The following is a 12,751-nucleotide window of genomic DNA, read 5'->3' as shown; positions in this document are numbered from 1 at the left end:
ACTAATTATTTCCCGCTCAGCCACTCGCAAATCGGGTCATACAGCGTATCTATATTTCCGGCACCTACGGTAAGCAAAATATCAAATTCTTTTTCTTTTATTTTATTGAAAGCTTCTGCTAAATCAGAAACCTCTTTTTTATCTAAACTCACTTTCTCTAAAAGCCATTTTGAAGTAATGCCTTCAAAATTTTCCTGAAGTTCTCTTGCCGGATAAATATCCAATAAAATCAATTCATCAGACTTATCTAAACTCTCTGCAAAACCATCTGCAAAATCACGTGTTCTGCTAAACAAATGCGGCTGAAAAACCACCAATAATTTTTTATCCGGATAAAACGTTTTAATTGAACCCATCACTGCATTGATTTCAGTCGGATGATGTGCATAATCGTCAATATAAATCTTACCACTTGGATAAATATGCTTTGTATATCTTCTTTTAATTCCTTTAAAATTGGCAATTGCTTTTTTTAAAGTGTCGAAGTCAACTCCTAAATTATGAAGAATAGCCAAGGCAACCGTTGCATTTTCTACATTGTGAATTCCAGGAACGTCCCAAACAAAATCTTTTATCGTTTCTGTTGGCGTATGAAAATCGAAATAGATTTTATCATAATCCATACGAAGATTATCTGAGTAATAATCAGCTTCTTCATTAACTGCATACGTTTTATGCGCTCTTCCTATTTCAATCCCTTTTCTTACAAAAAGCTGCTTATCTTCCAGAACTAAAGCTGCAAACTGTCTAAAACCCTCTTCAATTGTATTTTTATCACCGTAAATATCCAAATGATCGGCATCTGTAGAAGTAATCACTGCCCAATCCGGAGAAAGGCTAAGGAAACTTCTGTCATATTCATCGGCTTCAACCACAGAATACTGCGAACCATTATATAGAAAATTAGATTTAAAATTCTCAGAAATTCCGCCTAAAAAACATGAAAAAGGCAAGTTTGCTTCTTTACACAAATGCGCTACTAAAGTTGAAGTAGTGGTTTTTCCATGAGTTCCTGCCACTGCAATACAATCTGTGTTTTGAGTAATTAAACCTAAAACTTTAGCACGCTTTAAAACTTCAAATTGATGTTCATTAAAATAATCTAAAATATCCAGCTTTTTAATTGCCGGAGTATAAATCACCAATGTATCTTCTTTCTGAAGCGACGTAATTTTTTCGTCAATACCATCTTCAAAAACAATATCAATTCCCTCGCTCATCAAAGCAGTTGTCAATTTTGTATTGGTTTTATCATAGCCCAAAACTGTTTTGCCCGAAGCATGAAAATAACGCGCCAAAGCACTCATCCCGATACCTCCGATTCCCACGAAGTAAAAATTTTGATATGTTTTTAAATTGTTCATTCTGTTTTATTTGAGATTTGAAGTTTGAGATTTGAAATTTAACAACCTCTCATTCGTTTTTATCTCTATTTTATTATTTTAAACATCATTTTGTCATTCCGAGGAACGAGGAATCTCAATTTAGATTCTTCATTTCGCTGCACTACATTCAGAATGACAAACATTAATATTACTTAATCTCTTTAAAAATCTCATCTACAATCTCTTTTGCCGCATTGGGTTTGGCAAAATATTTCAGATTTTCAGACATTTCTTTTCTTACGTTTTCATTTTCGCAGATTTCTGATAATGTATTCCAGAATTTCTCCTGCATTTCAGAATCTTTTACCATTTTGGCTGCATTTTTTTCAACCAGATTCATCGCATTTTTTGTTTGATGGTCTTCCGCCGCAAAAGGGAAAGGCACCAAAACAACAGGTTTCTGTGCAACCGCTAATTCTGAAATTGCAATCGCTCCTGCTCGGGAAACAATGACATCTGCTGCAGAATAAGCCGTTTCCATATCCTTGATAAATTCTTTGATTTGAATTTGGTTGTCAGTTGTTGGTTGTTGGTTGTCAGATTTTCCATCAACCGACAACTGACAACTATCAACAATATCTTTATAATCTAATTTTCCGGTTTGCCAGATTAACTGATAGCCTTTTTCTTTCAGGTTTTCAAGGTTTTCTTTCCAACCGTTGTTTAATGTTCTTGAGCCTAAAGAACCACCCACGGAGAGAATAGTCAATTTATTTTTATCTAAACCTAATTTTTCTTTAGCTGAAGATGTTTCCTGCATTCCTGAAATAATATTCTCACGAATCGGATTCCCCAAAAATTTTATTTTTTCAGCCGGAAAACCTTCCACTTTAGGATAAGCTGTAAAAACAGCTTTTGCCTTTTTACTTAAAATTTTATTCGTTACTCCTGCATGTGCATTCTGCTCCTGAATAAAAATCGGAATTCCCATTTTGCTTGCTTCATACAAAGCTGGTCCACTTGCAAAGCCACCTGTTCCTACTGCAAAATCGGGAGCAAAACTTTTTATAATTCTTTTCGATTTAGATAAACTTTTCAAAATTTTGAAAGGCAAACCTAAATTAGATAGCATATTTCCTCTGTCGATTCCTGCGATATCAATTCCCTCAATTTTATAACCAGCTTGTGGAACTTTTTCCATTTCCATTTTTCCGTTGGCTCCAATGAATAAAAACTCAGCATCTGGAAATCTTCTTTTGATTTCATCTGCAATAGCAATTGCCGGGAAGATGTGTCCTCCCGTTCCGCCTCCAGATAATAATACGCGGATGGCTTTTGGCTTTTGGCTGTTTGCTGATTGATTGTTCATTTTATTATCAATTAATTGATTCTATTTTGATAGGATTGCATCCTATCCTTTGTTAAATCTTCCTTTCAGGACTTTAAGCAATGTCGTTTATTTCGACAATGCTTTGTTTTTTGCCCATTCCTTCTTCATCATATATCTGAATTCTTGAGCTTATATTTAAAATAATTCCAAGCTGAATGTAGGTTACCAGCATCGATGTTCCTCCGTAACTAATCAGCGGCAATGGCTGCCCTGTAACCGGAATCAAATTCACAGCAACGGCAATATTTACGGCTAACTGAATAAAAATCATCACCCCGAGACTGAGCACGAGCAATGAGCCGAAAAATGCGGGCATTTTACTCGCAATCATTACAATCCGGACAATCATAATCAGATACATACAGATGAGAAATCCGGCTCCTATTAAACCATATTCTTCTACAATTACTGCAAAAATAAAATCGGATGCAGATTGCGGAAGCATTTGTTTTAAAGCAGATTTCCCGGGTCCCATTCCAGTAATTCCACCATGAACGATGGCGGCTTTCGCCTGCATAACCTGGTAGTTTTTTGCTTTTATACTCTCATCATCTACATCAGCAGATTTTGCTTTGCTTGATGTGAAAGTTTCGATACGGCTCATCCATGTATGAACACGGTTTCCGCCAATCATATTGGTATTTAAGGCAATTAATAAAAATAATGCAATCGCTATAAATGATGCCGAAATAAATCCTGCAATATATTTCCAGTGCAGCTGTCCGATTACTAAAACGATTACCGAAACCATTAAAATCATCAATGCCGTAGAACCATTATCTTTTGCGACCAGCACAAAAACCAGTAAAATAGGCCCAAAAATGTACATTACATTCTCAATAGGAAGTCTTTCTCGGGTAATTTTCTTGGTTAAATATCGACACAGATAAATAATCAACATTAAAAAAGCAAAAGACGACGGTTGAAATGAAATCGGTGTTCCCGGGATTTTCAGCCATCTTGAAGCACTCGCTCCGTCAATGGTTTGCCCTGTAAACATTGTTACAATCAACAAAACAATCATTAAACCCAACATAATACTGCTGAGCTTACCCATGTATTCGTACTTCACCGTTCCTACCAATCGCATGATGGCCAAACCTAAAACCACAAAGAACATATGCTTCATCACGTGACCAGTGGTGGTCCCATTATTCACAATATATTCAAGGTTTGAACTTGCAGAATATACCGGGAAAATAGAGAAGATGGAGATCATAAGAATGACCATCCAAAGTACTTTATCGCCCTTTAGAAATTCAAATCTGTTTTCTATATTCTGTTCGTTCATGTTATTAAATGAATAATGAAAAATTAATAATGAAAATTTTTCTTTTCACTTTTAACTATTCATTGTTAATTCTTAATTTTTTAGCACTTGCTCTTTAAACTGATTGCCTCTGTCTTCATAGCTTTTGAAAAGATCAAAACTTGCACAACAAGGTGAAAGTAAAACCGTATCTCCGCTTTTTGATAATGACTTTGATACTTTTACTGCTTCTTCCATACTTGAAGTACTGTAAATCAATTCTTTTTTGTTTTTGAAGAAATCGATAATTTTTTCATTATCAAGACCTAAGCAAACAATTGCTTTTACTTTTCTTTTAACTAAATCTTCAATTTCGGCATAGTCATTTCCTTTATCTACGCCTCCAACAATCCAAACGGTAGGATTTTTCATACTTTCTAAAGCATAATATGCTGCATTTACGTTGGTTGCTTTGCTGTCATTGATATATTTTACTCCCTCAATTTCAGCTACAAATTCCAATCTATGCTCTACTGCCTGAAAAGTCATCAGAGAATTTCTGATACTTTCATTATTGATTTCCAATATTTTACCTGCAATTGAAGCGGCTAAACTATTGGCTACGTTGTGGTTTCCCAATAAAGATAATTCGTCAACTTTCATAGAGAACTCGTCTTTTAGCTTGATTACTAATTGATTTTCGTCAACAAAACCTCCTTCAGTCAATTTTTCATTCATTGAAAAAGGAATCATTTTCGCTTTAATTTCAAGTTTCTCAAGAATATTTTTGCTCATTTCATCATCTTTATTGTAGATGAAAAAATTATCATTCTCCTGATTTTCAGTTATTCTGAATTTCGCCAAAGCATATTCTTCATAGTCGTAATTGTACTGATCGAGGTGATCTTTAGACAAATTCAGCAATAAAGAAATATAAGGTCTGAAATTCTGAATATCATCTAGCTGGAAAGAACTTACTTCCAAAACATAATATTCATGATTTTCATCGGCAACCTGCTTTGCAAAGCTGTGACCAATGTTTCCGCCTAGACCTACGTTTAATCCGTCGTTTTTCAGGATATGGTAAATTAAAGACGTCGTTGTCGTTTTTCCGTTGCTTCCTGTGATGGCAATAATTTTGGCATCTGTAAATTCTGAAGCAAACTCTATTTCAGAAGAAAGTCTAATACCTTTCTGGTGAATTTTATTGATTATTTCTGTCTTTTTCGGAATTCCGGGGCTTTTTACAATCCAATCTGCATTAAGAATTCTTTCTTCATTGTGATTTCCCTCTTCAAACTCAATATTATTTTCTGTCAAAAATTGTTTGTAATGCTCTTTAATGGCACTTTTATCTGAAAGAAATACTTCCAGACCTTTTTTCTTCGCCAAATAAGCAGCTCCACAACCGCTTTCGCCACCTCCTAAAACAACTATTTTCATATAATTTTATATTTAGAGATTGAAAGATTTAATGCTTAAATCTTTCAATTTTTAAATTAATTTTTTATCTCATCTTCAATGTAATGAGACACACAATTGCCAACATAACACCAATAATAATCATCCTGTTAACGATTTTACTTTCGTGAAAACCTTCTTTCTGATAATGATGATGTAAAGGAGACATTTTAAATAATCTATTATTTTGGGCATATTCTAACCCAAATTTTCTTTTTCTATACTTAAAGACAACCACCTGAAGCATTACCGAGACATTTTCAATTAAGAAAATCCCACACAATACAGGAATCATCAATTCTTTTCTTAAAATAACTGCTAAAACAGCAATCACACCACCCAGCATTAAACTTCCCGTGTCGCCCATAAAAACCTGAGCCGGATAGGTATTATACCAGAAAAACCCAATTACCGCACCTACCATGGCGACGGCAAAAATGGTGGTTTCTCCCATATTCGGAAGGAACATAATATTGAGATAATCTGCGAAAATGATGTTTCCGGAGACGTATGCAAAAAAGGCAAGTGCCAACAGAATTATCGTACTCGTTCCTGCGGCAAGCCCATCAATTCCATCAGTAATATTAGCTCCGTTTGATACTGCTGTAACGATAAAAATAACGATAGGAATAAAAACAATCCAAGCCCATTCGTGAGCATCTTTATCGTTCATCCAAAATAATATTCCGCTGTAATCGAACTCATTATTTTTGGTAAAAGGAACGGTAGAAACCGTAATTTTTTCTGTAGGAGAAAAGTTTTGTTCAACATTGTTTCTGTTGACTACTTTTGCATCTGCATATTTTCTTTTAACCGTAATATCGGGATGAAAATACATTGTAACTCCGATAATTAGCCCTAAACCAACCTGACCTACAATTTTAAATTTCCCGCTTAATCCGTCTTTATTCTTCTTTATTTTCTTTAAATAATCATCTATAAAACCAATCGCTCCCATCCAAATTACCGTAATAATCAAAAGAACGATGTAGATATTGGTAATTCTTGTAAACAGTAAAACCGGAATTAATGTCGCAATAATAATAATGAAACCTCCCATTGTAGGTGTTCCTTCTTTTTGCTTTTGCCCGTCTAACCCAAGATCACGCACCAGCTCGCCCATCTGTTTTCCTCGCAGATAATTGATGATACTTTTCCCATAAACCAAAGCAATCGTTAGTGAAAGCAAAACTGCCATCCCTGCACGAAACGAAATGTACCTCAACATTCCCATTCCGGGGATGTGGATGCCTTGACTTGTTAGATATTCGTATAGATAGTATAGCATTCTTTTGGATTTAAAAATTTAATTTATTTAAAGATTTTAAGATTGTGGTTTTTCAATATTTACACTTAAATATTTAATAAAATTTGAAATATTAGATGATACTTCTCTTGACAGATTAATTATTTCATCTGCTAAAATTTCTTCTCCCAATTTCAATTTCTTACTTACAATCATCATACTCCTAACTTCGGCACAACTGCCCTTTGCAATTTTCAAATATTTAATAAACTGCTTGTTATTATTATATTCTGAGCCTTCTGCAATATTATTTGATACTGAAAAACTTGCTCTTTTAATTTGATTATTAAATTCAAATTCTTTTTCTAAACCCTTAGATTTTAGAAATTGATAGACTTTTTCAATTAATTCTAAACTTTTCAGATAAACAGGAAAATCTTCGAAATTTTTTGTCATCTTTTAATTTTTTAAATTCTTAAATGAATTAAATCTTTCAATCCTTCATCTTATTTACTCATAAGCTTCCAGAGCTCACTGATTACTTCTTTGTCATCAAAATGATGCTTTACACCATTGATTTCCTGATAATTTTCGTGACCTTTTCCGGCTACGAGAATAATATCTTTCGGCTCGGCAAATTTTATTGCCATTTTTATCGCTTCTCTTCTGTCGGGAATTGAAGTGTATTTGCTGAAGTTTTGAGGCTCAACACCTGCTTCAATTTCTTTAATAATGACAGTAGGATTTTCCGTTCGTGGATTGTCTGAAGTGATGATTGCCAACGTAGATTTCTTTGAAGCAATATTTCCCATTTCAGGTCTTTTTGAGTGATCTCTGTCGCCTCCACAACCGAAAACAGTGATTAATCTTTCGTTTTTAGTTCTGATATCGTTGATACTGTCTAAAACATTTTCAAGTGCATCTGGTGTGTGTGCGTAATCTACGATGAAGAAGATTCCACCATCAGACTTGAAGGTTTCAAATCTTCCGGAAACTCTTTTCAAAACACTAATTGCCTGAAGAACCTCATCCTGCTGAAAGCCTAATTCTGAAGCAATTCCGAAAACCAGAAGCAAATTGTAAACATTGAACTTTCCAGTCAAAGTTGTCCAGAATTCTTTTCCGTTGAAGTTTAACAGCATTCCGTTAAAATCAACTTCCAAGGTTCTTCCGTGATAATCTGCAATTGTTTTCAAAGCATAAGATTTTTTCTTTGCTTTGGTATTTTGCAACATCACATTTCCGTTTTTATCATCAACATTGGTGATGGCAATAGCTCCGTCGTTTAATTCATCAAAAAATCGTTTTTTCGTTTTCAAATATTCGTCAAACGTTTTATGATAATCTAAATGGTCGTGTGTCAAATTGGTAAATCCTGCAATTTTGAAATGTAAACCTTCCGTTCTGTTCTGAGAAATTCCGTGTGAGCTTACTTCCATGAAAGCAAACTCGCATCCTGCTTCCACCGCTTTAGCTAAAATCTGATTGATGGTAATCACATCCGGCGTTGTGTGTGTCGCAGGAATAATTTCTTCTCCAATTCTAATTTCTACCGTTGACAATAAAGCTGAAGTATACCCTAAGTTTTTAAATACATCAAAAAGCAAAGTAGAAACAGACGTTTTTCCATTAGTTCCTGTAACGCCAATTAGTTTTAGATTTTGAGATGGGTTTCCATAAAAATTGGAAGCCAGATGGCCTAAAGTTTTAGACGAGTCTTTTACTTTAATGTAAGTAACATTTTCATCTAAATCTTTCGGTAATTCTTCACAAACAATCGTTTTTGCTCCTTTCTCAATAGAAGATGCAATAAATGAATGTCCGTCTGCAATTGTTCCTTTTACTGCAATATACAATGAGTCTTCGGAAACTTTTCTACTATCGAAAACCAATGCAGAAACCTCACGATCATTATTACCGTGACTTTCTAAAACTGGAATTCTGTTTAATAATTCAACTAATTGCATTGCTTTGTTTTTTATTTGATAGGATTACCTATCCTTTATTAAATCGTCCTTTCAGGACTCTTTTTTTTTATTTTAATTCTGCAGAGACAAATATATTCTCTGATTTTTGCTTATCGTTGTACCTTCTAATGGGAATTGTTCTTTAATTTTTCCCACTCCTTTAAAGTCTACACGATATCCCAAATTTTCTAATTGTGGAATTACGTTTTTACCGATTAAACCAACGATGCTTGGCATTTTCTTATTGCTAACGGTAACTTTTACATTAGGCTCCACCATTTTATTAAGGTTTACCTTTCTGTCGACAAGCATTTCTTTCTCAATATTCTGAGGTGTTTTTAAGAAAGTTTTTCCGGCAATTTCTTTAAAAACCGGTGCTGAAACCGTTCCCCCATAAAAACTTTTTGCGGTATTAGGCTCGCTAATCATCACATAACAAGTATACTTAGGATTATCTGCCGGATAAAACCCAGCAAATGAAGCTCTATATTTCATTGGACCAGGAAGCCAATATTCAAATCTTGCTGTTCCTGTTTTTCCTGCCATTTTTAGGTTTGGAGTAAAAATACTTCTACCTGTTCCCTTTTCTACCGCTTTTGTTAAAGCACTGGTCATCATCTGAATTGCTTTATCTGATGCCATTTTCTTTACAATTACTTCTTCTTTCGCCTGAAAAATTGTTTTCCCATCTTTCATTATTTTATCAATGAAAAGAGGTTTTACCATTTTCCCTTTATTGGCAACCCCATTATAGAAAGTTGTTAACTGTAAAAGATTAATATTTGATGAGTATCCGTAAGCAATTGATGCCAACGTTGCTGCATTCCATCTTTTATTTTCCGGAGTTACTATTTTTGGCTTTGTAATTCCCGGTAGCTCAATTTCCATTTTATCAAATAGTTTCCATCTTCTTAAATGATCAAGAAAAATTTGAGGCTTTTCTGCGTAATATTTTGTGATTAGCTTTGCAGTTCCTACGTTACTAGATTTTGCCAAAACATCACTGATATCGTAAGTTCCACCACCATGACCATCAGAAATCCTCTGTTTTGCATAGGTCCAAACTCCATTTCCAACATCTACCGTTGTATTTTCATCAATAAAACCATCATCCATTGCTGCCAAAAGTGAGATGGTTTTAAAAGTAGAACCCGGCTCGATATTATCTTTTAAAGCATAATTGTAAGCATCTTCGTAAACTCCCGGTTCGGTTTGTCTTAAATTTACCAAAGCTTTCACTTTACCTGTTTCAACCTCCATCACGATTACCGTACCGTGTTTTGCTTCAAAGTTGATCAGCTGTTTTTCTAATGCCGAATGTGCAATATCCTGAATTCTAAGATCTAAAGTTGTGTAAACATCCTTTCCGTCAGTAGGTTCATTTACTTTCCAAAAATCAATTGGTTTCCATTGAGAAGAGTTAACTCTTTGCTCTAATCTGCTTCCATCAGTTCCGGTAAGATATTTTGAGAAAGCACCTTCAAGACCAGCTTTTACTACCCCATTGTCGATTCCTATTGTTCCGGAACCAATTTCTGAAGTTGCAAGTTCTCTTTTATAGTTTCTGTCAACAATAAATCCGCCTTTATTTTTTCCTCTTTTAAAAATCGGAAAATTCCTAATTCTATCGTATTGGTCAAAATCTAACCCCTTCACTAAAGAGTAATATTGATTTTTCTTTTTCTTCTGTTCGTCGAATCTTTTTCTGAAATCAGCTCTCGGTTTTCCGAACATTTTACTTAAAGAATCTGTCAACGCACCAATATTATTGCTGTAAACTGTATCTTTTATCGTTTTAAAATCAAGAAAAATATCATAACGCATCACCGTAGTTGCCAAAATAGATCCATCTGAAGCAAATAGATTTCCGCGAGCTGCCTTTAAAGTTGCTGTACGGTAATTGCTGTTGATATAATCGTCTTTAATTTCCTGAACGTTGGTATTTTGAAGAACAACTATTCTAGCCAAAAACATCACGAATACACATAAAGCAACAGTTGCGAAGAGGTAACCCCATCGCAGTGTTTTTTTTCTTTTGTTATCGTAATCATTTTGTTTTTGCATCACTACTGTCTAATTTTATTAACAATTTGTGAGGGTGACTTTCTAAAGTCATTAGCGAATCTGCGGCGACTTCTTTGCCCAATTGAGATTCCATTTTTACTTTTATGAGCTTGCTTTGTGCGTAAGCATTTCTCGATTTATACTCTTCTGTTTCTTCTTTTAAAGCGTTAACAATTTTTATTTTTTTATTGACTAAATGATTGCTATAAATCATCGCCATCATTAAAATAAACAACAACAAGAAAAATTTGTAATGAATTTTTATTTCATCACGATTCAGAAAGTTTCCTTTTATAATATCTATAAAAGTGAGTCTTTTCTGAGGGCGATTTGTTGTTCTTTTTTCCACTTGTTTATTTAGTAATAGGTAATTAGTAATGTGTAATTATTAATAAATTACTTATTACCCATTGCTCATTATTTATAATTTAATTCCTGTTCTCATTTTAGCACTTCTCGCTCTTGAGTTTTCTTCAATTTCTTTATCATCAGGAATAATCGCTTTGGTTTTTACCAACTCGAATGTTTTTTCGTAATTCCCATAGATATCACGTTGCGGCTCGCCTTCAAACATTCCGTTTTTCAAGAACCTTTTCACCAAACGATCCTCCAGAGAATGATAAGAAATCACCACCAATCGACCTCCCGGTTTTAAAACATTATAAGACTGCACCAGCATTTCCTTCAATACATCAAGCTCCTGATTAACCTCAATTCTTATTGCCTGAAACAATTGCGCATAAAATTTATTCACTTTATGTGGCGGAAGGTAACTGAACAGTTTCTTCAGGTCTTCAGTGGTTGCAATTGTCTTAATTTTTCTGTGATGAACAATGTCACGAGCTAATTTTCTCGCTTCCCTCAACTCACCATAATAATAAAAAATATCCGCTAAAGCCTCTTCTTCATAATCATTGATTACTTTTTTGGCATCAAGACTCTGCATGACATTCATTCTCATATCAAGCGGCGCATTGCTTCTCGTAGAAAAGCCTCTTTCGCCTGCATCAAATTGATGAGACGAAACTCCAAGATCTGCTAAAACACCATCAACTTTAGACACTCCATACATTAAAAGAGAGTTTTCAAGAAATCTGAAATTCTGATTGATTAATGTAAATTTCGGATCATCGATATTATTTTTGAGCGCATCTAAATCTTGGTCAAAACCGTATAGCTTTCCTTTTTCAGAAAGCCTGCTTACAATTTCGCGTGAATGTCCACCGCCACCAAATGTACAGTCAACATAAATACCGTCAGGATTCGTCACCAAATCATCCACACTTTGCTTCAATAAAACGGGGTTATGATACATGTTATATTTGTGTTTAATTAATTATTCTTCATCAAAAGCTCCCATCACTCCTTCTGCAAGGCTTGCAAAATCATCTTCATTGGTTGCAATTACCTTTTCATATGCTTCTTTATCCCAAATTTCAAAAAGTTCTCCCGCACTCGTCACCACAATATCTTTCTGAAGACCGGCAAAGAGGGTAAGATCTTTCGAAATCTGCAGTCTACCAGCACTATCCAGCTCCACAGTTTTCACTCCGGCGGTAAACATTCTGATAAAATCAGCATTTTTTTTGATGAATTTATTCAGCTTATTTATCTTATCCATCAGCTTATCCCACATTTTCATTGGGTAAACCTCAAGACATGGTTGAAACACAGAACGCTTTACCACAAAGGTTTTATCCTCAAAGTCTTCCATCTGCTTTATAAGAGATGAAGGAACTTTTAAGCGACCCTTGTCGTCTATTTTGCATTCATATGTTCCAATGAAATTCCTCATTTGGGACAAAATTATAAATATTTTTCCAAATCCTCCCACTTTTTCCCACTTTTTGACTTAATGTTAATAAGTTTACTAAATATTGAATATCAGAGAGATAAAATAGCCTACCCCATTTAGCGCAAGTCCTATTGTATTCAGGGCATAGCAAAAAGAATTGTAAAAAACACCATAACAATAGTCTTCATATATTATTTTTAGTTTATATTAGTTATATCAAAATTTTTTTGGTGTTTAATTTGTATTTTTGCAAG

At 34.4% G+C, this 12,751-nt stretch carries 11 protein-coding genes; all 11 read right to left on the bottom strand.

What is annotated here, in order from left to right; genetic code table 11:
• Positions 1 to 5 precede the first annotated feature (5 nt).
• The 11 genes from murC to mraZ all read right to left on the bottom strand — a co-directional run bounded on the left by murC (position 6) and on the right by mraZ (position 12,497).
• The gene (gene murC / locus LO744_RS01425; RefSeq protein ID WP_230666656.1) at positions 6 to 1,364 is read right to left on the bottom strand and encodes a UDP-N-acetylmuramate--L-alanine ligase; all 1,359 of its coding nucleotides are present in this window, start codon (positions 1,362 to 1,364) and stop codon (positions 6 to 8) included.
• A 169-nt stretch (positions 1,365 to 1,533) separates the two neighbouring features.
• Positions 1,534 to 2,694 carry an undecaprenyldiphospho-muramoylpentapeptide beta-N-acetylglucosaminyltransferase gene (gene murG, locus LO744_RS01420; RefSeq protein WP_230666654.1) on the bottom strand — a complete coding sequence of 387 codons (1,161 nt, stop codon included), beginning with the start codon at positions 2,692 to 2,694 and terminating at the stop codon, positions 1,534 to 1,536.
• 73 nt (positions 2,695 to 2,767) lie between these two features.
• Positions 2,768 to 4,006 carry an FtsW/RodA/SpoVE family cell cycle protein gene (locus LO744_RS01415; RefSeq protein WP_230666652.1) on the bottom strand — a complete coding sequence of 413 codons (1,239 nt, stop codon included), beginning with the start codon at positions 4,004 to 4,006 and terminating at the stop codon, positions 2,768 to 2,770.
• Positions 4,007 to 4,078: 72 nt separating this feature from the next.
• Positions 4,079 to 5,407 carry a UDP-N-acetylmuramoyl-L-alanine--D-glutamate ligase gene (murD, locus tag LO744_RS01410; protein ID WP_230666650.1) on the bottom strand — a complete coding sequence of 443 codons (1,329 nt, stop codon included), beginning with the start codon at positions 5,405 to 5,407 and terminating at the stop codon, positions 4,079 to 4,081.
• Between the two features lie 64 nt (positions 5,408 to 5,471).
• Positions 5,472 to 6,713, bottom strand: a complete 1,242-nt coding sequence (gene mraY / locus LO744_RS01405; RefSeq protein WP_230666648.1) for a phospho-N-acetylmuramoyl-pentapeptide-transferase — start codon at positions 6,711 to 6,713, stop codon at positions 5,472 to 5,474.
• A 36-nt stretch (positions 6,714 to 6,749) separates the two neighbouring features.
• Positions 6,750 to 7,127: a four helix bundle protein gene (locus LO744_RS01400; RefSeq protein WP_230666646.1), complete on the bottom strand. Its 378-nt coding sequence runs from the start codon at positions 7,125 to 7,127 to the stop codon at positions 6,750 to 6,752.
• A 50-nt stretch (positions 7,128 to 7,177) separates the two neighbouring features.
• Positions 7,178 to 8,638 carry a UDP-N-acetylmuramoyl-L-alanyl-D-glutamate--2,6-diaminopimelate ligase gene (locus tag LO744_RS01395; protein WP_230666644.1) on the bottom strand — a complete coding sequence of 487 codons (1,461 nt, stop codon included), beginning with the start codon at positions 8,636 to 8,638 and terminating at the stop codon, positions 7,178 to 7,180.
• 72 nt (positions 8,639 to 8,710) lie between these two features.
• Entirely contained in the window at positions 8,711 to 10,702 is a 1,992-nt protein-coding gene (locus tag LO744_RS01390) for a penicillin-binding transpeptidase domain-containing protein (protein ID WP_230666643.1), read from the bottom strand.
• The gene (locus LO744_RS01385; RefSeq protein ID WP_230666641.1) at positions 10,686 to 11,051 is read right to left on the bottom strand and encodes an FtsL-like putative cell division protein; all 366 of its coding nucleotides are present in this window, start codon (positions 11,049 to 11,051) and stop codon (positions 10,686 to 10,688) included. The genes LO744_RS01390 and LO744_RS01385 overlap by 17 nt, the downstream gene beginning before the upstream one ends.
• A 72-nt stretch (positions 11,052 to 11,123) precedes the next feature.
• Entirely contained in the window at positions 11,124 to 12,017 is an 894-nt protein-coding gene (gene rsmH / locus LO744_RS01380) for a 16S rRNA (cytosine(1402)-N(4))-methyltransferase RsmH (protein ID WP_230666639.1), read from the bottom strand.
• Between the two features lie 21 nt (positions 12,018 to 12,038).
• Complete coding sequence (gene mraZ / locus LO744_RS01375) at positions 12,039 to 12,497, bottom strand: division/cell wall cluster transcriptional repressor MraZ (protein WP_230666637.1); 459 nt, start codon at positions 12,495 to 12,497, stop codon at positions 12,039 to 12,041.
• Positions 12,498 to 12,751 lie beyond the last annotated feature (254 nt).

The organism is Chryseobacterium turcicum (genome assembly GCF_021010565.1).
GTDB lineage: Bacteria > Bacteroidota > Bacteroidia > Flavobacteriales > Weeksellaceae > Chryseobacterium > Chryseobacterium turcicum.
Note: the sequence above shows the minus strand (reverse complement) of the source record. Positions and strands in the feature narration are given on the sequence as shown.